The organism is Exiguobacterium sp. s157 (genome assembly GCF_018618205.1).
GTDB lineage: Bacteria > Bacillota > Bacilli > Exiguobacteriales > Exiguobacteriaceae > Exiguobacterium > Exiguobacterium chiriqhucha.
Genome location: NZ_JACSLQ010000001.1, coordinates 696,357 through 719,040 on the forward strand (window position 1 = coordinate 696,357; position 22,684 = coordinate 719,040).

24 protein-coding genes and 1 tRNA gene are annotated in these 22,684 nt (G+C 52.9%); 15 read left to right on the top strand and 10 right to left on the bottom strand.

Translation table 11 applies throughout. The annotated features are described in order from the left end of the window. Positions 1-14: 14 nt before the first annotated feature. Positions 15-1,049: a PTS sugar transporter subunit IIC gene (locus KNP67_RS03600; RefSeq protein ID WP_214755921.1), complete on the bottom strand. Its 1,035-nt coding sequence runs from the start codon at positions 1,047-1,049 to the stop codon at positions 15-17. A gap of 252 nt (positions 1,050-1,301) precedes the next feature. On the opposite strand from KNP67_RS03600, the gene KNP67_RS03605 reads away from it, so the two are divergent. Next, positions 1,302-3,965, top strand: a complete 2,664-nt coding sequence (locus KNP67_RS03605; RefSeq protein ID WP_214755922.1) for a cation-transporting P-type ATPase — start codon at positions 1,302-1,304, stop codon at positions 3,963-3,965. A gap of 56 nt (positions 3,966-4,021) precedes the next feature. Beyond that, a complete protein-coding gene (locus KNP67_RS15465; RefSeq protein ID WP_021067349.1) occupies positions 4,022-4,156 on the top strand; it encodes a hypothetical protein in 135 nt (44 codons plus the stop codon). A 72-nt stretch (positions 4,157-4,228) separates the two neighbouring features. Here the strand turns inward: KNP67_RS15465 and KNP67_RS03610 are convergent, their stop codons facing one another. The 3 genes from KNP67_RS03610 to KNP67_RS03620 form a co-directional block, all read right to left on the bottom strand. Continuing rightward, positions 4,229-4,501, bottom strand: a complete 273-nt coding sequence (locus KNP67_RS03610) for a hypothetical protein (protein ID WP_251130768.1) — start codon at positions 4,499-4,501, stop codon at positions 4,229-4,231. Between the two features lie 123 nt (positions 4,502-4,624). After that, positions 4,625-5,257 (bottom strand): hypothetical protein, encoded by a 633-nt coding sequence (locus KNP67_RS03615; protein WP_029595552.1) that lies wholly within the window; start codon positions 5,255-5,257, stop codon positions 4,625-4,627. Between the two features lie 87 nt (positions 5,258-5,344). Further along, complete coding sequence (locus tag KNP67_RS03620; protein WP_214755923.1) at positions 5,345-5,701, bottom strand: PilZ domain-containing protein; 357 nt, start codon at positions 5,699-5,701, stop codon at positions 5,345-5,347. Between the two features lie 145 nt (positions 5,702-5,846). On the opposite strand from KNP67_RS03620, the gene KNP67_RS03625 reads away from it, so the two are divergent. Beyond that, the gene (locus KNP67_RS03625; RefSeq protein WP_029595550.1) at positions 5,847-6,095 is read left to right on the top strand and encodes a hypothetical protein; all 249 of its coding nucleotides are present in this window, start codon (positions 5,847-5,849) and stop codon (positions 6,093-6,095) included. Positions 6,096-6,126: 31 nt separating this feature from the next. Here KNP67_RS03625 and KNP67_RS03630 read toward each other — a convergent pair whose 3' ends face one another. The 5 genes from KNP67_RS03630 to KNP67_RS03650 form a co-directional block, all read right to left on the bottom strand. Beyond that, the gene (locus tag KNP67_RS03630; RefSeq protein ID WP_021067354.1) at positions 6,127-6,822 is read right to left on the bottom strand and encodes a queuosine precursor transporter; all 696 of its coding nucleotides are present in this window, start codon (positions 6,820-6,822) and stop codon (positions 6,127-6,129) included. A 136-nt stretch (positions 6,823-6,958) separates the two neighbouring features. Next, positions 6,959-7,029: transfer RNA gene (locus KNP67_RS03635), tRNA-Thr, on the bottom strand. A 110-nt stretch (positions 7,030-7,139) separates the two neighbouring features. After that, complete coding sequence (locus KNP67_RS03640; protein WP_021067355.1) at positions 7,140-9,512, bottom strand: immune inhibitor A domain-containing protein; 2,373 nt, start codon at positions 9,510-9,512, stop codon at positions 7,140-7,142. Between the two features lie 144 nt (positions 9,513-9,656). Further along, positions 9,657-10,442: a class I SAM-dependent methyltransferase gene (locus tag KNP67_RS03645; protein ID WP_214755924.1), complete on the bottom strand. Its 786-nt coding sequence runs from the start codon at positions 10,440-10,442 to the stop codon at positions 9,657-9,659. A gap of 38 nt (positions 10,443-10,480) precedes the next feature. Continuing rightward, positions 10,481-10,792 carry a hypothetical protein gene (locus tag KNP67_RS03650; RefSeq protein ID WP_021067357.1) on the bottom strand — a complete coding sequence of 104 codons (312 nt, stop codon included), beginning with the start codon at positions 10,790-10,792 and terminating at the stop codon, positions 10,481-10,483. A 180-nt stretch (positions 10,793-10,972) separates the two neighbouring features. Between KNP67_RS03650 and KNP67_RS03655 the strand changes: the two genes are divergently transcribed. From KNP67_RS03655 to KNP67_RS03695, 9 genes are all read left to right on the top strand, one after another. Beyond that, on the top strand, positions 10,973-11,836 hold the full coding sequence (locus KNP67_RS03655; protein WP_021067358.1) for a cation diffusion facilitator family transporter: 864 nt from the start codon (positions 10,973-10,975) through the stop codon (positions 11,834-11,836). Between the two features lie 86 nt (positions 11,837-11,922). Then, positions 11,923-12,399 (top strand): GNAT family N-acetyltransferase, encoded by a 477-nt coding sequence (locus KNP67_RS03660; protein ID WP_021067359.1) that lies wholly within the window; start codon positions 11,923-11,925, stop codon positions 12,397-12,399. Positions 12,400-12,446: 47 nt separating this feature from the next. Next, positions 12,447-13,433 carry a LacI family DNA-binding transcriptional regulator gene (locus KNP67_RS03665; protein WP_214755925.1) on the top strand — a complete coding sequence of 329 codons (987 nt, stop codon included), beginning with the start codon at positions 12,447-12,449 and terminating at the stop codon, positions 13,431-13,433. Positions 13,434-13,542: 109 nt separating this feature from the next. Then, positions 13,543-14,487 carry a carbohydrate kinase family protein gene (locus KNP67_RS03670; RefSeq protein ID WP_214755926.1) on the top strand — a complete coding sequence of 315 codons (945 nt, stop codon included), beginning with the start codon at positions 13,543-13,545 and terminating at the stop codon, positions 14,485-14,487. Next, positions 14,484-15,914 (top strand): sucrose-specific PTS transporter subunit IIBC, encoded by a 1,431-nt coding sequence (locus KNP67_RS03675; protein WP_021067362.1) that lies wholly within the window; start codon positions 14,484-14,486, stop codon positions 15,912-15,914. The genes KNP67_RS03670 and KNP67_RS03675 overlap by 4 nt, the downstream gene beginning before the upstream one ends. Positions 15,915-15,932: 18 nt before the next feature. Further along, positions 15,933-17,351 (top strand): sucrose-6-phosphate hydrolase, encoded by a 1,419-nt coding sequence (locus KNP67_RS03680; RefSeq protein ID WP_214755927.1) that lies wholly within the window; start codon positions 15,933-15,935, stop codon positions 17,349-17,351. Between the two features lie 110 nt (positions 17,352-17,461). Then, a complete protein-coding gene (locus KNP67_RS03685; protein WP_214755928.1) occupies positions 17,462-17,749 on the top strand; it encodes a hypothetical protein in 288 nt (95 codons plus the stop codon). An 81-nt stretch (positions 17,750-17,830) separates the two neighbouring features. Beyond that, positions 17,831-18,247, top strand: coding sequence for a YhfM domain-containing protein (locus KNP67_RS03690; protein ID WP_214755929.1), 417 nt, complete (start codon positions 17,831-17,833; stop codon positions 18,245-18,247). A gap of 76 nt (positions 18,248-18,323) precedes the next feature. Further along, positions 18,324-18,743 (top strand): YhfM domain-containing protein, encoded by a 420-nt coding sequence (locus KNP67_RS03695; RefSeq protein ID WP_214755930.1) that lies wholly within the window; start codon positions 18,324-18,326, stop codon positions 18,741-18,743. A gap of 22 nt (positions 18,744-18,765) precedes the next feature. On the opposite strand, the gene KNP67_RS03700 is transcribed toward KNP67_RS03695, so the two are convergent. Then, complete coding sequence (locus tag KNP67_RS03700; RefSeq protein WP_214755931.1) at positions 18,766-19,611, bottom strand: alpha/beta fold hydrolase; 846 nt, start codon at positions 19,609-19,611, stop codon at positions 18,766-18,768. Positions 19,612-19,726: 115 nt separating this feature from the next. On the opposite strand from KNP67_RS03700, the gene KNP67_RS03705 reads away from it, so the two are divergent. From KNP67_RS03705 to KNP67_RS03715, 3 genes are all read left to right on the top strand, one after another. Further along, on the top strand, positions 19,727-20,722 hold the full coding sequence (locus KNP67_RS03705) for a helix-turn-helix transcriptional regulator (protein ID WP_214755932.1): 996 nt from the start codon (positions 19,727-19,729) through the stop codon (positions 20,720-20,722). A gap of 219 nt (positions 20,723-20,941) precedes the next feature. Next, positions 20,942-21,802 carry a metal-dependent hydrolase gene (locus tag KNP67_RS03710; protein ID WP_214755933.1) on the top strand — a complete coding sequence of 287 codons (861 nt, stop codon included), beginning with the start codon at positions 20,942-20,944 and terminating at the stop codon, positions 21,800-21,802. 8 nt (positions 21,803-21,810) lie between these two features. Further along, positions 21,811-22,569 carry a DUF817 domain-containing protein gene (locus tag KNP67_RS03715; protein WP_214755934.1) on the top strand — a complete coding sequence of 253 codons (759 nt, stop codon included), beginning with the start codon at positions 21,811-21,813 and terminating at the stop codon, positions 22,567-22,569. Positions 22,570-22,684 lie beyond the last annotated feature (115 nt).

Sequence of the window (22,684 nt, forward strand, 5' to 3'; positions counted from 1 at the left end):
GAGAACCTTTCATATTAAGCGGCATCTTCGTCCGAAGCGGCCATTTTTTCAGTTTGGCGCGTGATTGGGAAGTTACGGAACAGTTTACTGCCGACGAGTCCGGCAACGATTCCGACACCGAACAAGATGAGCGCCGTCACCGTCACGGTCTGCCAATCATTGAAGCCGTACATGACGAGCAAGCCCGGAATCCCGGCAGCGGAACCTGGGGCATCGTTCACCATCCCGGTCATGGCGACGATGAGTCCGGCAATCGCACCGCCGACAAAGTTGACGCTATAGATGGGAATCGGGTTCGCCGAGATGAGGTCGGCTTGCGTGAGCGGTTCGATCGCGACCGATAGTTGGTCTTTCTTCGTTCCTATGTCCAACCGTTTGAACAGCAAAAAGTTCATCGAGATCGACGCCGTCAAGGCGAGGGCAGCGATGGCCATCGGTACGCCTGTCAAACCGAGCATCGCCGTGAGTGCCATCGAGCTAAGTGGCGACGTCGAGACGACCGTGACGATGCCACCAAGGACAAGTCCCATCACGACCGGATTCTGTGTCGCGGCGAGTTCGATGACCGCACCGATTTGTGTCAGCGTGTTCGTGACGAGCGGGTCGACGCCAGTCGCCACGAGACGGGCGAGCGGAGCCATGATGATGACGTAAAAAATCATATCGACACCGGCCGGCAAGTGCCGGTCCAATTTGCGACCGGCGAGTGCGAGGATATAGCCGGCGAAAAAGCCGGGAAGAATCCCGAAGCCCGCGACCGATAGTCCGAGCATGAGCGCGTAGACCGGATTGATGCCGAGGGCGATTGATACGAGCGCGGCTGCGGCAGGGCCTGATAGCGAACCGGCTGCTTGTCCGACTTCTTCATATAAAGGAAGCGGGAGCAGACCGCCGATGGCGTAGGCGTTGAACGCCTCGACCAAGAAACTGGCGATGGCGGCACCAGCGAGGGCACCCATCGCTTTCATCCCGAACGGGGCTTTGTAGCTGAATAATGTGAATAGGGCGAGAATCAACAGTAAAAGTGCGATCCCTTGAATAATGACCATACGGTGTACCTCTTTCTCTCTGTTGTATATTTCCTCTATAGTTAACCATTCGAACGGTTCTGTAAAGCCATTTCATCCATCTGACACGACTTTTTTATATGGTAGCGTTTCCAACTCAAGAATTGGAAAATTGTGAACGGAATCGGCTGTAAAATTTACGAAAAAACAAGCTCAGATGTGTCAGTACGGTCCGGAGTGGGAAGAGAAAGGGGAACGACTTTTCATACTAGGAATGATCAAGGAGGAGTAGAGATGCAGATGGAGACAAAAAATTGGCACGCACTCGAACCGGATGTGGTAAAGAGTTCGCTCGAGACAGACACATCCAGCGGTCTGTCGAAAAGGGAAGTGTCAAGTCGACAGGAACAGTACGGGAAAAACGTGCTGCCCGAGAAAGAGAAGACACCTGAAATTATAAAATTTTTGCGTCAATTCAATGATATTCTTGTCTTTGTCTTGCTTGGTGCCGCTGTCGTCACCGGCTTTTTAGGGGAGTACATCGATACGATCGTCATCGTGCTCGTCGTGACGATTATCGCGGTCGTCGGTTACCTCCAAGAGAACAAGGCCGAGCAAGCGTTAGAAGGCATCAAAAAGTTACTCGAGACGAAAGCGAGCGTCATCCGTGACGGCAAGCAGAGCCAAGTCGACTCGAGCGACCTCGTCGTCGGGGACATCTTGGTCCTTGCCGCCGGGGACAAGGTCCCGGCTGACGCCCGTGTCATCCAAGCGGAGAAGTTCAAAGTCGAGGAATCGGCATTGACGGGCGAAGCGACGACGGTCGAAAAGAAAATTCAAGTCGTCCCGGAAGACGCCGTCCTCGGTGATCGCAAGAACATGATTTATTCGGGTACGAGCGTGGCGACAGGAAGTGCGAAAGCAATCGTCACGTCCATCGGAGAAGGCACGGAGCTCGGCCAAATCAACGCCTCGATTGCTGAAGTCGAGACGGTGAAGACGCCGCTCATTCGCCAGACGACGAAGTTTGGTCAGACGGTATCGATTGCCATCCTCGTCATCTCGGTCGTCATTTACGCGTTCGGTTACTTCGTCCGCGATTTCGACCCGATTGAGTTGATGTTGACGACAATCGGTCTCGCCGTCGCCGCGATTCCAGAAGGGTTACCGGCCGTTATCTCGATCATCCTCGCGCTCGGTGTCCGGAACATGGCTGAGAAAAAAGCCATCGTCCGCAGCCTACCATCGGTCGAGACGCTCGGCGCCGTATCGGTCATCTGTACCGATAAGACCGGGACATTGACGAAAAACGAGATGACCGTCAAACAAGTCGTCACGGCCAAACACGACATCGAAGTGTCAGGGAGCGGTTATGAGCCGGACGGTGATTTGGAATTGAACGGTCAACCGTTCGATTTGGATGATGACGAGTCGATGATCGATTTGTTAACGGTCGGGAAAACGTGTAATGACGCTCAGTTGTACGAAGAAGGCGGCGAATGGGTCGTCAATGGTGACCCGACGGAAGCATGCTTGCTCACGCTCGCCGAAAAGGCGGAGCGGCCGATCGAACGTTTGGACGTCATCTCGAAGATTCCATTCGATTCGGAGTACAAATATATGGCGACGCTCGTCGATTATAAGGGCGAGCGCATGATTTTCATCAAAGGGGCGCCGGACCGCCTGTTCGATATGGCGGAAGACACGGAATTTGACCGCGCCTATTGGGATGAGAAACGAAAAGAGATTGCCGACCGCGGACAACGCGTGCTCGGCGGCGGCTTCAAGCGCGTCGACGTCTCGAAAGAGACGGTCGACCACGAAGACGTCGAGAACGGCATCACGTTCCTCGGCCTATACGGTATCGTCGATCCGCCACGTCAAGAAGCAATCGAAGCGGTCGCGGCTTGTCGTGACGCTGGGATCCGTATCAAGATGATCACCGGCGACCATAAAGACACGGCCGTCGCCATCGCGCGAGAACTCGGCATGGAAGTCGAAGGTGCCCTCGAAGGGAAAGAATTGACGAACATGTCCGACGAAGAAATCAAAGAGGCGTCGGTTCACAATGACGTCTTCGCCCGGACGAGCCCGAACGATAAACTTCGTCTCGTCAAAGGGTTGCAACAGAACGGCTTAATCACGTCGATGACCGGAGACGGCGTCAATGACGCACCGGCCTTGAAACGGGCCGACATCGGGGTCGCGATGGGGATTAAAGGAACGGAAGTCGCGAAAGAGGCCTCGCAGATGGTCCTCGTCGATGACAACTTCAAGACGATTTACAACGCCGTCCGTGAAGGACGCCGTGTCTACGATAACTTGAAGAAGACGATTTTGTTCTTGCTCCCGACAAACGGTGGACAAGCACTTCTCGTCGCCATGAGTATCTTGCTTGGCGCAGCGGCACCACTCAGCCCGGTTCAAATCCTCTGGGTCAACATGGTCGTCGCCATCACGCTCTCACTCGCCATTGCGTTCGAGCCGCTCGAAGAAAGCACGATGAAACGGCCGCCGCGCCCTGCGAACGTACCGTTGTTAAGTCGCTACTACGTCTTCCGCATCACGTTCGTCTCGATTTTAATCGGGGGCGGTAGTTTAATTATCAACTATATGCTCGGTGATTTCGATTACTCGACCGATAAGTTGCAGACGATCACGCTCAATACGATCGTCATGGCGCAACTGTTCCACTTGTTCAACTGTCGGACCGAGCTCGCGCCAGCGTTCAACCGTCACTTCTTCGACAATAAAATCGCCTTTGTCGTCTCGGCACTACTGATCGGGCTCCAGTTGTTCATCACCTACGTCCCGTTCATGCATACGTTGTTCGGTACGGCACCGCTCGAGCTGCAAGACTGGATTTATCCGGTCGCGTTCGGTCTCATCGTCTTTGTCATCGTCGAAATCGAGAAAGCCATCTCACGTCGTGTCATCGGTAACAAAGACATACACTAATGTTTTAGTGAAGACGGAATGTGGAATTAATGCATTATGCAGAGGAGGGATGCTCAATGAAACGTGATGAATCACAACCTGGGGTACACCCAGATCCAGTCCCGGATGAAGAGTCAGATCCGGCCACTAAACCGGCACCGACCCAACATCCAGATCCAGACCCGGAACAGGACAATGACGACTCAAACTAAGGACGCCGATGCTTGATCGGCGATTCATACAAAAAGGGATTTCCGATCAATGTCGGAAATCCCTTTTTGCTGTTATTTCTTCGGTGCCGGGCTGCGATACTCGGTCATCTTGTCGAATTCTTTCTCATTGAAATACTCGACGACGATGAAATCGCCGACCGGGCATTCCCAACGGTCTTTGGCGATTTGACACTCTTTCAGTGTCACTTTCTGGTCGTACATATCAAGCTCGAGCGTGTCCTTCAAAAACTGATCGACTTGTTTGTCGTTAATTTTGAAGTATTCGCTCAAGATGATGTCTTCGCCTCTGTCGTTCGTATGCGTCATCACTTTAAAAAATCTCATTGGTGTACCTTCTTTCGTCTGTAAGCTGAATTCTCAGTATAAAGGAGCTGGCCTGATTTGGGAACCGTCATCCCGGTTTCCATAGAGATGCCCCTTCCGTGTTGAATGTGAAAGGGGCTCGTCTCATTTTAATTTGTGGCGGTTCGGTGGTGCCTCGTTGAACGGTTGTTTATGGCGAATGATTAGCCAGAACAACAAACCGAACAAGGGGATATAAGGCAGAGGCCACAAACTCATCTTGTAGCGCTTGGCATCCCGATTCATCAACGTGATTTGGATGAAGGCGAGCAAGAAGAAATCGACCGTCATCGTCCGGACGAACTGGTTCTGTTCGACGTAAGACCAATACTCGGCCACGTTCCCGGTCGTTGAGGCGGCGATGAACAAGCCGATCGTGACGAGCAAGAGCAGCACCCCGAGCAGTCGCGTCGGGAGCGGCTTAATCGGTGTCGGATAAGGCGACTGCCGCGCGAACGCCAAGTACGGGGCGATGATGAAGCCGCCGACGACGAAACCGGTCGCTGCCGGTAAGAGCGGGTTCGGGCGCAACTGGTTCACCTCGGACCAAAGAAGCGGGAACAAGGCGAGCGGATAGACGCCTAGGATGCTGAAAAGGGAAAGCGAATATCCTTCATAGGCGTCCGTGTTATACGTGATGAAATCGAGCAAAAACCGGCTCGAGAACGGTTCATTCGGGCCGAGGAGCGCGATCGCGATCGCGGCGGCCCACGGAATGAGTAAAAACTTTCTAGTCATGCCCTACACCTCGAGTCTGTCTCTGTTTCCATTAGTATACCCCGGAATCAAGCGAACAAAAAATGAGAAGTGTCAATCGACACGTTCTCATTGGTTTTCACGAGCATACGCTTTAATCATCGTCACGAGTTGCTGGGTCTCGTCTGAGTCTGATTCGAGTCGGATCCCGTAATCATATTGGCTTCCCATTTGTCCGCGGTGGCGGACGTGACCTGTCAGATCGATCGGTTGAATCAACGGGACGAGGTCGAGTTTGACTTGGACTTTCAGCCCTTCTGAAAGTGGGAATAAGTAGTCGCACCGCATCTTCAGACCGTGGGCACTGATATTGAGCAGTTGTGCTTCCCCGTCATGCAGTTCTTTGTCTTCCCAAATGAGGCGATATGGGATGAAGCGGGGATTCGGTAAAATATAGCGAAACGTTTCTTGTCGTCGATAGCGCATCGGTTCACCTCATTTCTCTACCTAGATTATCGGCTATTTGTGGCGATTCGTGAAGGGGGGAGCCACCAAAATTTAGGAAGCGCGGTTTACAGAATTGCAAACGCTTTCTATAATAGAAAGACAGAGTTGGTGAAGGAGGGATCGTATGAATGTCAAGGACTTACTCCGACGCTATTCGATCGACGAACCAATCATCTACGCGAAAAATCTACACGGGCAGTGGGTCAAAATCGAGCAACTGCCGCCCTACACCATACTAGAGGTCGAGGCGACGGACGAGGCCATCGAGGCGCTCGCCATCGACGCGTACGTGGCACTCACCGTTTGTCGGGAGAAATCGTCGCTTGAAGATGCACGCCCTTATGCGGTGCGGCTCCATATCAAAGGAAAGTAAAAACCGCGAGCCGATGGGCTCGCGGTTTTGCTTAGGCTGCTTCTTCTTTTTCGTCGTCCTGTGGGACGGTCCGTTTCGCATAATACATGAACGGCGTCGCCATCCAAGCGATGATGAACTTGGCGACATATGTCGTGATGAAGATGTTCCACCAGATATCCCATTCCATGCCCCAGAAGGCGATCGTACAGAAAGTGAGCGTATCGATGAACTGAGAGACGACGGTCGAACCGGTCGTCCGAAGCCACAGTTTTTTCTCACCCGTCTTGGCGCGAATCTTCGAATAGATGAAGACGTCGAACAGCTGCGAGACGAGGTACGCGGCGAGACTACCGAGCGTGATGAGCGGAAGCATCGAGAACAGCGCTTCGAAGCTCTCATGCATGAACAACGCCTCTTCAAACGGCTCATAGAGCAATGCGAATTGCATGAGCACGGTCGAGACGATCAAGATGAAGAAGCCGAGCCAGACGCCTTTACGGGCGGTGTGACGACCGTATTTTTCATTCAAGATGTCTGTCGCTAAATAAAGGGAACCGTAGACGATATTCCCGAGAGTAAAGATGAAACCACCGATTACAATCTGCTGCGTCACTTGGATGTTGGCGACGACCGAGGCCATCGCAATCCAGGCGAACAGTCCGACGCGTCCGAACAGCTTGTAGCTGAGGACGAGCAGACCGAGCGTGAGCAAGGCAGAAGGAATCCATAACCATTCATTGTGCATGGGGATCGTACTCCTTCCAAATCATTCATTCTGTCAACTTTACAAGTTTATAGAGGAACGGAAACCGTGTCAAGACAGTTTCCATGACCAAAAGAAAAAGCGACCTGTCCTGATAAGGAAAGGTCGCTTCATTTGATGCCTCCGACGAGAATCGAACTCGTGCTGCAGCATTACCATTGCTGAGGTCTGCCACTAACCTACAGAGGCGGTTACATCTAGTATGTTACACAGTCTGTCATGAAATTTCAAGCTTTTTTAGAATAATAAGACCCCCGTCCTCCTCATGGTGAGAAGGGCGGGGGTGCGTTGAATCAAGCTTACTTCGTCCGGACCCAAACAGCTCCAGCCGAGTTGTCTTTCGCTTCGCCGACGACGTCGACGACGAGTCCGTATTGTGGAAGTTTACGGCCCGCATCTGGGATGAGCGAGTTGATGTACGTGTTGGCGTCGTTGAACTGTTTCACGCCTGGTTGAGCTTTGTAGTCATAGATGCCACGGCTCGGTGAATCGATGTACCATGGGAGCGTCTTATCTAAGCTGAACGCCGCATCTGCGATCTGGTAGCGCGTGCTGCCAGCGACTGTTTCTTGACCGTTCAAGTTGCCGATAAGGGCCTCAGGATGCGAGTCGACGACACCGAGGAAACCTTCACCCGGGTGAATCCCGACCCAGTTGTCTGAGAACGAATCATCCGCATACCAGACGACGAGACCTGTGTTGTACTTGACGCCACGGCCGTTCAAGAGACCTGTGTCTGCACCTTCATGGTTGCGCCATTCCAGGTAGTAGTAGTGAGGTTTCGTGTCATAGCCGTCCGACTTGACGAAACCGTCGAGTGTGACTTTCTCTGCGCCTTCCGCATCGTCTGCGAGAAGCGATTGACCGCCTGACGTAATCGACAAGTTGTCGAGTGCGAATCCTTCAAGGGCAAGTCCACCGTCTGTCACGTATTCGAAGACGATTTGCACGTCTTGACCCGCGAATTGAGACAAGTCGTACGATTTGTTCACCCAAGCACCGTTCGTCGATTCCGCACCGTTTCCAGTGTTGTCATCGCCGTAGACATCAAGGACGACTTCTTTGCCGCCGCTGAGTGCTTTAACGTACAAGTAGTCGTAGTCAAATTCGATATCGAAACGTGTGTCGAAAGCGAGCGTACCGTCCGCGCCGAGTTTGACCGTCGGTGTTGCGAGTTCGGTATGCAAGTTATCGCCTTTTGTCGAGTAGTAGTAATACTCGCCGAATGCTGGCTCTATGCCTTTTACTTTCTTGTCTGGAAGGTTTACTTTCAACAATCCAGGGTTCGTCGATTTCGTCACGGATTGATCGAGTTTCGAGACGAAACCTTGTTGTGTGATGTCTTCAAGATCAACTTCCGTGATGTTCGCCCAGTTGCCGCCCATCAATTTTTGGAAGTACTCTTTGTTTTGTGGCGAGAAGCTCGTCGGCTCCGTACCTGCCACTTTACCAGCCCAGCTGCCGCCACTCATGATCGACCATGATTGGACTGGTTCGCCTTGACCTGTGTACTGTGTGTCGTATTCATCTGGAAGACCGAGGTCGTGACCATATTCGTGAGCGAAGACGCCGACTGCGCCGTCTTCCGGTTGAATCGTGTAATCGAATGCCGCCATTTGACCGCCCCAGTACGGGACGTCTGCTGTCGTTCCAGCTACACGGTAAGGACTGTTCCCGACGACCCAACGGTGTGACCAGACTGCGTCATCACCGAGGACACCGCCACCCGCCTCTTGGCCGGTACCGGCATGGATGATCATCAAGTGGTCGACCAAGCCGTCCGGCTCGTTGAAGTCGCCGTCACCGTCGAGGTCATATAAATCGTATTCATCATATTCGGCGAGGTCCATGCCTGAAGCGACTGCCGCGTTCAACGTGTCTTTAACGAGTTGACGCGGACCTGGTCCGATGTTGTCATTCCCGCCAGCCGGATTATCACCACCGTAGTCTTTCGCCGTACCCGGGACAGTCAACCAGTCAGAAACCGTGCCGTCGACCGTGTAGCTGCCGCCCGACTGCTCTTCATAATACTGTTTGAACGTTTGGACTTTTTCACCGTTGAACAGTTCGAACGACTCGTCGCCGAACATATACTGCTCGTAGTGTTCTTTACTGAAGTTGTCGCTATAAAGATAACCTTCTTCTTGGACGACGTTGTTATGTTTGAAGTCGCTATACTCGACGAGAAGGACGAGTACTTTGTCTTCACGGACGGCGCCGTTATAGCCAGCTTGCTTGGCCGGGTCGACTTTGACTTGGCCGTTCGGCTTGCCTTTCCGATAGTTCGCTTGTCCTTTTTTCGCTTTGTCGAGGAGACGTTTCGATTCTTTCTCGAATTGGTTATGTATCTTCTCTTTTGCTTCAGCGGCTTTATCGTTCAAGCCGTGCTTATGGACGTCTTGCGCATTGCCTTGCTTCTTCTCGATATAGGCATCGACGGCCTTTTGGCGCTCGGTGGCCGAAAGCCCTTTTTTGATGACGCCTCGTTTCTCGAGCGCTTTGGCGAGCCGATCCTCATCGATGATGTTGTGATCGAATGGAGCATTCGTGCTCGGGGTTGGTAGCGGTGAGGCGGCGAGTGGAGCGGCACCGACGGCCGGGATCGCACTGACGCTCATGACCGATGTCAGCGCGACGGCGAGCGTCGTGCGACGGATGGAACGTTTTTTCATTTGTACTAACCTCCTGTGAAAATAATGGGAAATTGTGTGAGCTTGAATCCAACATTAAACTTGTGTCAGATTAATGTCAATATTCAGAAAATAAGAATTAAAAAAAGAGACTTTCGTCCCGATTGGTCCTAAAGACCTAAGGGGTCAAGTCTCTACATCGATGATGCCGTAATGAAATTTGGATGTTTTGCGAACAATCCGTGTAAAACCAAACGTTTCGAACGTCTCACTCTCAAAATGAGCCTTTAGGACAATCCGTCTAGCCGCGACACGACGGGCCTCCGTCATGAGTTCAAGAGACAGTGGATTCGTGTTGGCGAGTGAACGTAATGGGTTCAAGTGAACCGATTCTGAAATCGTCTTTTCGAACATCGGATCGAAGTAGACGACGTCGAACGAATCGTCCGGGCATGACTTCAAATAGGTGAGAGCATCCGTCCAGACGACCTCGAGTCGACGCATCGCCTGATTGACCGCGTCGTGTTTCTCTTCCCAGACGGTCAAGCCTTCTTTGACGAGCATCGCGGTGACGAACTCACTCTCGAGACCGACGGCGCGACCGGTCGGACCGACGGCATGACTGAGGACGATGCTGTCCGAGCCGAGCCCGAGTGTGCAGTCGAGGACGCGGTCACCTGGTTTGATTGCGGCAGCATCGACGAGCGGGTCGTTCCCACCACGTGCAAGCTGCTTCACGCGGAACACCGAGCTCGATGGATGGAAAAAGAACGATTCATCTCCGTCGAGTGGGGTATATTCGACACGGCGCTTATCGAAGACGAGGACGCCTGTCTGGTGGCGTTGCTTTAACGTGTCGATGGAGTGTTTGCACCGGGGGATAAAACGGGCGCCGTACTTTGCTGCGTGAGCCTCGGCCCGTTCGATGATTGCCTCGGTCGGGCGTAAACAAGTCGTAACGATATAGGTCATAGCATCTCCTTACTGAAAAAATGAGACGCGGAGGCGTCTCATTTTTTCTTGCTGAGTAAATCCGACAGTTCATCGATGAGCGCCTTATGCGAGGCGAGTTCTTTCTTCTTCTCATCATTCGGGTTGATCGGGCGTTTCGAGCGGCTTTGAAGCGCTTCGAGCGTCTCATCGATTGACGATTTGAGCGTATCACGATCTTCCGGTTTGAGCGTCACTTCATGCGGGTTTTCACCGCTTGCGTCGAGTTCTCGTAGACGAGCCATCAATTGTTTTGCTTCTCGGTTCAAATCGGCGAGTAATCTGTCAATTTGTTCCAAACGAAGCTTGATTCCATCACGTTCTGTAAACATTCGTTTCACCTCTTTTGTTGGGTAACCGTTAGGTATCTTCTCATTTACTTTACCATAATTATCGAAAGACGAAACTACCGGGAATATATTCCATTTTATTTGACTGAGGGAAACACTGTTTCTCTATGCCCACACGACATTCGACTGGTATACTGACTTAGCTAATAAGGAGGTGGTCGGATGCAGTCGACAACTCATCCACCAAAAGCGCTCAAAGGCGCCATTTTATCCATCACGACGTATTTGGTCTTATCTGTCCTAAAAGTCGTATTCGGTTATTTGTATAATTCGGAAGCCGTCCTCGCCGACGGATTCAATAACACGACCGATATCATCGCTTCAATCGCCGTTTATATCGGCATTCGCATCGCCGCACTGCCCCGGGACGCGGAACATAAATACGGGCACGCCAAGATGGAGACCCTCGCCGCACTCGTCGCATCACTGATCATGGTCGCCGTTGGGGTGTTCGTTCTATTGAACAGTATCGCCACTCTGATTGGGGGCGAATACGTGGAACCGAACCCGCTCGCGGCCGTCGTCGCGTTCGTGAGTGCGCTCGTCATGTTCGGCGTATATGCGTACAATTCGAGATTGGCCAAGCAGACCCGGTCACTCGCCTTGAAGGCGGCAGCGAAAGACAATCTCGCCGACGCCATGATTTCAATCGGGGCGACGCTCGGCGTCCTGTTTGCCTACTTTAAATTGCCGTGGATGGATACGGTGCTCGCCGTCCTCATCGCGGGGATGATTATCCGGACGGCGATTCAAATCTTTCTCGACGCGACCCATCAGCTCTCGGACGGGTTCCCACCGGACCTTGTCGATTCGTATGAAGAGACAATCCAACACTTTGATGCCGTCAAGGAAGTCCGTGAAATCAAAGGACGCCACCTCGGCAATCACGTCATGCTCGATGTGACGATTGCCGTCGAAGGAAGCCTCACCGTCGAGGAGGCGCACGATTTATGTGATGACATCGAGCGCGAACTCGACGAACACCATGCCGTCGATACAGTCCACATTCACATCGAACCGGTCTGATTTCGGTTATCTTTTGCGCTTCACGGCGCCGTTCGTATATAATGAGTGTGGAAAGACAATGAGATAACTGTTAAGGAGGGCACGGGATGGAAATCGTGCGTCAACCTATTCGTCAGATTGATGAGATCGAATATGAGCATTTTAAAAAATACGGTCAAAGTTCTTACGGCATGTCAGCCGAAGAGTTAAAAGGCATCTTTGTCGAGATGGGCGAAGAGCAGGTGTACTCAGCCGACGCCCATAGCTATGGGGAGGACTTCTATTACGACCTCCGTGTCGATGGTCAAGTCGTCGGAAAAGTGTTGCTCTTGAAACTGGCTCGCGTCTATCAGCTTGATTTGATGGTGTTCGACCCATTCAAAGACAAGGGTTATGCGACTGAAGGGCTTCGCCTCGCGCTCGAGCAGTCCGATTTGAAAGAAGGGCATACGGTCCGCGCGGGCATCCCGCCGACGAGTCCGCATCAGGAAGCGGTACGCCATGTCCTCGAGAAGAACGGCTTCGAGAAACGGAACGGCCTTTACTATTTAAACTTTAAAAAACGATATGTAATCAACCACTGAACTGACAGCGTCTGACGCGTCAGTTTTTTCGTATGGAGGTTTTTGAGATGAAACAAGTGACAATCAATGACATCGCCAAATTGGCCGGGGTCGCGAAAAGCACCGTTTCCCGTTACTTGAACGGGGGCTCGGTCGGACAGGCGACCCGCGACAAGATTGAGCGCGTCATCCAAGAGACGAACTATGAGCCGAACCAGTTCGCGCAAAGCTTGAAGTCGAAACAGACAAAAATGATTGGTGTCATCGTGCCGCGGCTCGATTCCTATGCCGCTTCGCGGACCATGATGGGCATCGATGAACGACTGACCGAACGCGGGTATCAAATGCTCGTCGTCAACACGGCCCAACAGACCGAACGGGAAATCGAGCAGTTGTATAACTTGGCGAAACAAAAAGTGGCCGGTATCATCTGGCTCGGGACGACCGTGACGGAGCGACACTTGCAGGCAATACAAGACATTCAAATCCCCGTCTTATTGATCGGTCAGGAACATGGACACGTTCATAGCCTCGTTTATCCCGACTTTGACGCGGCGTACGCCCTCGGAAAGCAGTTCATGGATTGGGGACATCGCGACATCATCTATGTGGGCGTCGAGGAGTACGACATCGCCGTCGGTCAAACGAGACGTGATGGTTTCTTACGCGCCTTCAACGAGGCAGGGGCGGATGTGAAGACGTACACGACGTCATTTAAAATCGATGACGCGATTCCGATTGGGGCTCAGGTAGGGCATGAGCTGTCGGCGTCACTCGTCGTCTGTGCGACCGACAACATCGCACTCGGCGTGTTGAAGGGACTTGCCAACGCCGGCAAAACGGTTCCAGGCGACATCTCGGTGAGTGGATTTGGAGGCTATGATTTCACCGAAGTGCTGCATCCGTCGATCACGACGGTCCACCTCCCATACCGTCGGACAGGTTCTCACGCGGCTGACATGATTCTCCAATTGTTAACAGGCGAAACCATCCCGATGAAAACGTTCACAACTTTTGAATTAAAACTGCGCGAAAGCGTTGACATTTTAAATTAAATCGTTTACATTTGTGTTGCGGAACCGGTTCCGCAACATTTTTTATTCGCTTATGGAACCGGTTCGATAGAAGCTACGAAGCAACACATTTGGACATGGAGGTGGACGGATGAACACCGTACATTGCATTGGTGAACTATTGATTGATTGGGTTTGTGAGGACGCGTCGAGCGACCTCGTCAACGGGACGACATTCGTGAAGAAAGCAGGGGGCGCACCGGCAAACGTCGCGGCCGTCGTCAGCAAACACGGGGGAAGCTCGAGTTTCCTCGGTCAAGTTGGGGCTGACCCGTTCGGCCGATTTTTAAAACAGACGCTCGTCGACAATGGCGTCGGTGTCGAAAACTTGGTGGAGGAAGGTGACACGACGTTCGCGTTCGTCTCGATTCAAGAAGACGGAGAACGGGACTTTACGTTCCGCCGCGGTAGCGACGGTGACTACGCGTTCGAGTCGATTGACTTATCGGCATTCAAGCCTGGAGACATCGTCCATTTCGGGTCGGCGACGGCGCTCCTCGATGGTGAGATAAAGAACTCCTACTTCAAACTTCTTCAGTTCGCCAAACGTGACGGCCTGTTCGTCTCGTTCGATCCGAACTACCGTGACGCGCTTGTGACCGACCTCGAGGCGTTCAAACAAGATTCGCTTCACTTTATCGCCGAAGCGGACTTCGTCAAGTTGAGCGAAGAAGAGGCGCGCTTGTTGACCGGACTTGAAGATTTGAATCAAGCGGTCGCGTCACTGCTTGAAACGGGAGCAAAACGAATTGCTATCACGCTCGGCTCACGCGGGACGCTGATTGCGACAAAAGAAGGTAATGAAGTGATTGCATCAGTAAAAATCGACAGCATCGATTCAACGGGAGCGGGCGACGCCTTCGTCGGAGCGTATCTGTATCGGTTGTCGACACTCGGGATGGATGATGACCGACTCTTGCAGGACATTGAATATGCGAACGTGACCGGTGCATTGACATGCACGGCATACGGCGCGATTCCAGCCATACCAACACAACAACGCGTGCTTGAAGCGCTAGGAGGGAAACCAGCATGAACTACAGACAAGAAGCAGAAGCGATTTTAGAGGCAATCGGCGGGAAAGACAACGTTGCCGCCGCGGCCCACTGTGCGACCCGGCTCCGCCTCGTCTTGAACGACGAATCGAAAGTCGATGAGAAGAAGTTGGACGCCTTAGACGTCGTCAAAGGGACGTTCTCGACGGGTGGACAATATCAAATCATCATCGGTACAGGTACGGTCAACAAGGTATACGCCGAATTCGCTCAACTGACAGGACTCGGCGATATGTCGACAAGCGACGTCAAGTCGGCCGGTGCGAAGAAAGGCAACCCACTCCAACAGTTCGTTAAGATGTTGTCTGATATTTTCGTCCCGATCATCCCGGCCATCGTCGCCGGTGGTCTCTTGATGGGGATTAATAACTTGCTCACGGCACCTGATTTGTTCTTCGAAGGCAGCTCATTGATTGACCAGTACCCTGGCATCGCCGACCTCGCCGCGATGATCAACACGTTCGCCAACGCCGCCTTCGTCTTCTTACCTGTCCTGATAGGTTTCTCCGCCGCCAAGCGGTTTGGGGGTAACCCGTACCTTGGCGCCGCGCTCGGGATGATCATGGTTCACCCGGATCTCGTCAACGCCTACGCGCAAGCAACGGTTGGCGATATCCCGGTTTGGAATATTCTCGGCTTTGAAATCGAGAAGCTCGGTTACCAAGGACAAGTGTTACCGGTCCTCGTATCCGCTTATATCTTGTCGAAACTTGAAATCAATATCCGTAAATTCATGCCAGCTTCACTCGATATCTTGCTCACACCGCTCCTCTCGCTCCTCATCACAGCGTTCGTCACGTTCGCTTTCGTCGGACCGATCACGCGTGAAGCGGGTAACTTGATTATCGACGGTCTCGTTTGGACGTACGACTCACTCGGCTTCTTCGGCGGTCTCGTCATGGGTCTCTTGTACGCACCAATCGTCATCACAGGGATGCACCACAGCTTTATCGCCATCGAGACACAACTTCTCGCGGATATCGCCCGCACAGGCGGGTCGTTCATCTTCCCGATCGCAGCGATGTCGAACGTCGCGCAAGGTGCGGCCACACTCGCCGTCTTCTTCTTGACACGTGATCAAAAGATGAAAGGTGTCGCTTCGGCATCTGGTATCTCGGCACTCCTCGGAATCACGGAGCCGGCCATGTTCGGGGTCAACTTGAAACTACGCTATCCGTTCATCGCTGCCATCATCGGCTCAGGAATTGCCTCGGCGTTCATCGTCGGACGTGAAGTCCTCGCCGTCGCCCTCGGTGCGGCAGGTCTTCCAGGGATTATCTCGATTGCACCAGCGTCAATCGTCTCGTATATCATCGGGATGGCCATTGCCTTCGCGGTCGCCTTCGGATTGACGTTCGTGCTCGCAAAACGCCAAGCGAAAAAAGAAGCAGTAAAAGAAGCAGCTTAAGAAAAAGGAAGTGATGTTATGAGTTGGACGAAGGCAGAGCGTTATCGCTCGTTACGTGACGTGAGTGCCCTCGAGATGGAGACGCTCCGCACAAAGACGGCGGCTTCCCCGTGGCGGTTCGGATACCATATCCAACCGCCGACGGGACTCCTGAACGACCCGAACGGATTCACGTTTTATAACGGCGAATATCACATGTTTTATCAGTGGTTCCCGCTTGGACCGGTACACGGTCTCAAGCATTGGTATCATGTCACATCGCCCGACCTCGTCACGTGGACGGACCGCGGGGTGGCGTTAGTCCCGGAGACGACCGAAGATTCACACGGTGCCTATTCAGGTAGCGGGTTCGTGAAAGACGGGGAACTCCACGTCATGTACACGGGCAATCACCGGACGGATGACTGGACGCGTCACGCCTCGCAGGTCATCGGTGTATTACGAGACGGCAAAATCGAACGTCGGAACGTCGCGATCCCGGACGTGCCGGCCGGGTACACGGAACACTTCCGTGACCCGAAAGTATGGCTCGAGGACGGCATCTATTACGCCGTCGTCGGCGCACAACGCACGGACGAGACAGGATGCGTCGTGTTGTACCGCTCGATCGACTTGGATGAGTGGACGTTTCTCGGTGAGATTAAGACGGGACTCGATTCGTTCGGCTACATGTGGGAATGTCCCGACGTGTTCGAACTGAACGGACAGCATGTCCTCGTCTTCTCGCCGCAAGGGATTGAACCGGACGGGCATCGCTATCACAACATCTATCAGTCCGGATTCTTGATCGGCAAGCTCGACCTTAAAACGTTGACGTTCACCCACGGCGCGTTCGAGGAACTCGACTTCGGTTTCGATTTCTATGCGCCGCAGACGACCGAACAAGACGGACGTCGCGTCCTCGTCGGATGGATGGGCTTGCCTGAGATCGAGTATCCGACGGACCGCTTCGGCTGGGCACACGCCTTGACGCTACCGCGAGTGCTCACAATTGAGGACGGGATGCTTAAGCAGCGTCCGGTGGCGGAGATGACAACGCTTCGCCGAGACACATTTCTCGACGCGACTGGCACGTCGGTCAGCGTCGCGACACCGGACCGTTACGAGCTGGAGCTGAAAACGGACGGCTTAGACTTCAGCCTCGACTTGCTTCAAGTCGGCGACGAGTCACTCGTCATCCGATACGCCGCAGCGGCAGGCGAATTGACGATCGACCGGACGCATGCCGGCGAGCCGTTCGCGACCGAGTATGGCACGACACGGACGAAAGCGATTGCCGTGACGTCGCTTCATTTGTTCGTCGACTCGTCAAGTGTCGAATGCTTTGTCAATGACGGAGAGGCGGTCGCGACACTCCGTGTCTTCCCGAGCGAGCTCGAGAAACAGTTGCGCTACGAAGGCGCGACTGCGAGCCTGACCGGTTGGACGTATCAATAAGGAAAAGCTGAGCTTCGGCTCGGTTTTTTTTGTTTGTCTATAAATGAAGTGGTTTGTGTTACTCTGAGAATAGGTAATAACTTACATATTAGATAGGGGACGGTTTAGACATGTGGATGATTTTAGGATTGCTCGCGATTGGCGCGACACTGGTCAATTTGTATACGTTTAGCGTCGGGAAAGATTATAAACTGCCGATGGCGCTTGCGTTATCGCTGACCGCGTTGACGGTGTGTGCAGATTACAGTTATTTGTCGGTCTGGGTCGAAGCGGAGGATTGGGGTGCATTGGCGGATGTCATCCCCGGCATGGGACGGGCATTATGGGTGCTCACCAGCATCTCTATTATCTTGAACCTGTTGCCGATTTTCTTGGAGCGAACGCGGAAACAGGCATGAATGATATGATGTCAAAAATTGTGAAACCTTTCGTCAAGATTTTCGTAAAAGATGACTATCAACGTGAATGGGGTGGAGGACATGAAATTAAATCGAGCCATGTTGACAGGGGCTTCGGCGATAATCAAAGCGTTGATGGAACCGGACTGGAATGAATTGAACAACGAAGAAATGACTCAAGCGCGAGTCGCTGAGTCATCAGGGATCGGTTCGTTCAAGGAGACGGATTTCATCATGTTCAACGGAATCGAAAAAGTGAGACCGTTCGCGGACATGTTGCGCAATGCAGATGAAGCGCTCGAAGATTCCATTCACGGGGAACCGGACTTTGACCTGGAACTTCATTGGAAAGGCGGAGTGATGGCGCAGTATCATCTTTGGCTCGGTCAGAAGCAGCACCCGAGCTATTTGATGGACGTGACCCATCCGCACCTCATCTACCGCGTGTCGGCAGACATGACGAATCAGTTGATTCAAGTGCTCGGGGTGGATGAGTGATCGATAGACATGTGATGGGAACTTTACTAGCTTTCATCGCGTATATCAACCATACACAAACAAAGGGAGTCTATTCATGAAACAACGTCATATGTCAGTTCTTGGTTATATAATATTAGCCCTTACTTTGACTGGCTGCGGCTCGAACGATTTTCGGACGGATGGGATTGAAGAAGTCCGCGTCTCGGAATCGGACGGATTCAGCAGTTTCCAAGAGCGCGATGTCGTCACGTTCGACGAACCGGAAGCGATACGAGTATTCGAAGACATGCTGCGTGAGGCGGACGAACTTCCCGGTGTCGCCAATGTGGTCGGCCCTGAATACGATATTGAAATCCACTTCGAGGACGGGGAGATGGACCGCTATTACATCTGGCTGAACGATGATCCGAAATCCATCAGTAGCCTGTACGACGCGGACGATACGAACATCGGGTACCGCCTCCCGGCGGACGTGACGGAGGAATTGATCAACCTGCTCGAAGCGGGCGACTAAAAAAGACGCCCGGAATGGCGTCTTACGAGTTGAAGCGGATAAAGCGTTCAATCTGTTGCTCGCTCTTCCGCGCTTGACGACCGATCCAAATCAGATGACCCGGGCTGTTCAAGATGGTGAGCTGGGCATGCGGGATGAGTCGCTTCGCATGATGCGCGTGGCGGACCGGGACGGCCTTGTCATTTTTGGAGTGGACGATATACGTCGGACACGTCACCCCGAGCAGCGCTTCATCGGTCACTTGTTGCCGCAAGTCGAACTGGGCACCGAGACCGAACGCCATTTGGTTCGCGACCCGTTTTAATAGGAAGATATCGTACGGGGTCACTTCGTCACGAATGACATCGAGTGCGAGCAGGCTCGTCGATTGAATCATGCGGGCTGTCGCTTCGAACGGTTGTTTTTGAATCGCCCGGAGCACGAACTGTCTCATGGCGAACTGTAGCGCGATGAACGCCGGTTGGGCGACGTTACGGCTGATGTAGTGCCGATACGGAAAGTCGACGACACTCGTCACCGCGGCTGCGAGCGTCAGACTGAGTGCATGCTCATTTTGCGACGCGAGCTCGATGGCGGTCGGTCCCCCGGCCGAGATGCCGTACACGTGATACTGATCGATGGCCATGACTTCCATCATGCGACGTAAATTGGCGGCGAATGCTTGTGGTGAGGCTGAAAATGAGTACGGAGTCTCACCGTAACCGGGACGGGATGGGACAATGACCCGGAAACCGGACACGACGAGCCGGTCCACATGGTACGGTTCGAAGCTTGACGACTGGGTCCCATGAATCAGGATGATGATCGGACCGTGACCTCGGTCCATATATTCGATTTTTGTGCCGTTGACGTGCGCGTAATGTTTCAAAGCGGAATGGCCTCCTTAAACGCATTGTAATGGAAAATAACTTTATTTCATGGAAATAACATGCTACTGTCTGTTTATACATATTTTACATAGAGAAATGAAAGGGGATTAAACCGTGAACAACCGAGAACGGTTACTCGAGGTGAGACGGTTTTTCGAACGCCATACAGATGACAACCATCCGAAGACGTTAGAAGACTTGCTCGAATATTTATCTACTATCGGAGATACTTCTAAGTTAGCAAAAAAATCAGTGAAAGACGACATCCAAGCATTGACCGATTCGGGGTTCGAGGTGCAGGATGAGCTCGAGAAGAACGGCCTCGCCAAAAAATATTGGCATTCGGCCCGCTTGTTTGAAATCCATGAGCTCCGGATGATGGTCGATGCCATCGTCGCGGCGAAGTTCATCTCGGAAGACGTGACAGAGCGGATCGTCGAGAAACTTCAAAAACTGACGAGCATCCCGGAAGCGGAGACGCTCCAGTCGATTATTAAAACACCGAAGAAGAAACATGGACAGATCCCGTACCATATCGACCGCATCCAGCGTGCGATTCAGGAACAAAAGGCGATCTCGTTCCAATATACGGACGTCGTCGGCTTTGATGCCACGAAGCGGACGTTCCCGCTCCGCCGTGACGGCGAACGTTACGTCGTCAATCCGATTGACCTGCACTGGAACCATGAGCAGTACTATTTGATCGGTATCGATGAGTCGATCGGGGAGATCCGAAACTATCGCGTCGACCGTATCGTCAACTCGGAAATCGTCGAGGATGACACGCCGCGCATGAAGCATCATCTGCCGGACGACTACTTCCAAAAGTCATTCAATATGTACAACGGGCTCGACGAAGAAATCGTCCTCGCCGTCGACGAGCGGGTCCTCCCGGTCATCTTCGACAAGCTCGGCGAAGACGTCTCGATTACGCAAGACGGTGACCGCTTCCTGATCCGTTTTGACGCAGCCGTCTCGGACGGCTTCGTCTTCTGGCTCTTGTCGCTCGGGACGCAAGTCGAAGTGCTTGAACCGGTGACGCTCCGCGACCATATGCGCGATACGATCGAGGCGATGGCCGGACGATATGCGAAGGCGAGCATTCACTGAAACGATTGAAATGAAGGTATGATATACTGCTTGCGACACTTGTAGAAAGGGGACAGGCGGATGTTGAATTGGATGCCTTTAATCATTCCGATTGTCGCTGTCATTTTTGTCGCCGTCGTCGCAAGACGCGCCATGAAAATGGACCGAGAAAAATAAGCTAGGACGGACATCCTCCTCGTCATGAGGGGGATGTCTTTTCCGTCCAAAAGGAGGAGACCGTTGGATACGATTACCCATACGCTGTTCGGTCTGACGCTCTACGGGGCGGCCGATAAGCGAGACTTTCAGAAACAAGAAAAACGGGCCTTATTCGTCACGACGCTCGTCGGGAGTCAAATCCCGGACAGTGACGTCATCTCGCGACTATGGGACACGGAAGGGATGTATCAGATGTGGCACCGCGGCATCACCCATTCGATTTTTCTCGTCCCGTTGTTCGCGCTACTCATTTACCTACTTGTACGCGTCTTGTTCAAGGTGACCGATATCCGTTATTTCTGGTGGGCGCTCTTGTCGGTGTTCATCCATAACACGGCGGACTTATTCAACGCCTGGGGAACGGGTTACTTCGAACCGTTATCGGCTGTCCGGATCACGTTCGGCGTCATCCCGATCGTTGACTTCGTCTATTGGGGCATCTTCCTCGTTGCCTGGCTGATCGCACGTCGAACGGACGTCAGGCACACGGTGTATCGCTACGCCTGGGCAGCGATCGTCGTTCACGTCCTGATTCAAAGTGCGCAAGGGGCATACTTGTATCAGTCGTATGCCGCCGATCACGACGAGGTGGCGCTGTCGGCCTCGTTCATCCCGACCCAGTTCACCGTCATCACGAAGACCGACGAGTCGGTGTCGATTTACAGCGACTCGGTCTATCAAGAACCACAACTCCAGTATGAGTTGACGAGTGCCGACGATGCAGATCTTGCACCGCTCTTCGCCGAGAACAAAGAAGCAATCACGCTCAAACAGTGGTCCCCGTTCGTGGTCGTCGTCGAGGATGACGAGCGACTCGGTCTATATGACCCGCGCTTCTTTGACGGCGAGTCGTCGTTCTTATACGAATACATCGAATTGTAGGTGAGAGGATGCGACGTCTCCGTTATTTGTTCATCTTTGGTTACGAACAAGCACTCAGCTGTATCTTCCCGGTCGCCATCTTCGGTGCGCTCGCGCTGACGAAATGGTTCGACTTTCCGCTCCCACGCTATGACGTGCTACTCATCTGGTGTCTGTTCGTCCAAGTCGTGCTCGTCAAGACCGGGCTCGAGACGATGGAAGAAGTGAAAGTCATCAGCTGGTTCCATGTCATCGGGCTCGGCCTCGAGCTGTTCAAAGTCCAGATGGGGTCGTGGAGCTATCCGGACGAGGCGCTGACAAAAGTGTTCGGCGTGCCGCTCTATGCAGGCTTCATGTATGCGAGCGTCGGCAGCTACGTCGTCCAATCGTGGCGCCGGCTCGATTTGGAGTTTCTCAAGATGCCACCGCCGCTCATCGCGTTCGGCCTTGGGATCGCCATCTACTTCAACTTCTTTTGGCACCACATCTGGCTCGATTTGCGCTGGGTGTTGATCGGGCTCGTCTTTCTCGTCTTCGGCCGTACCATCGTCACGTACCGGCTCGACGACCGCCGTTTCACGATGCCCGTCGTCGTCGCCTTCTTTTTGATTGCCTGCTTCATCTGGTTCGCGGAAAATATCGTCACGTTCTACAACGGTTGGGCATATCCGAACCAGTTGAGCGGTTGGGCGCTCGTTGACCTCGGCAAGCTGTCGTCGTGGTTCCTGCTCGTCATCATCAGCATCTTGCTGGTGGCGTGGCAGAAACGAAGACAGGGGCTCTCATGAAAAAACGTGTGCACCCGCTTCGGGTTGTGGGCTAACCTAAATTTTTGAGACAATATAAAAACACCTTCGCAGTGGTACACTTTAAAAAAGTGCTAGCATCGGAGGTGTTTTTGCG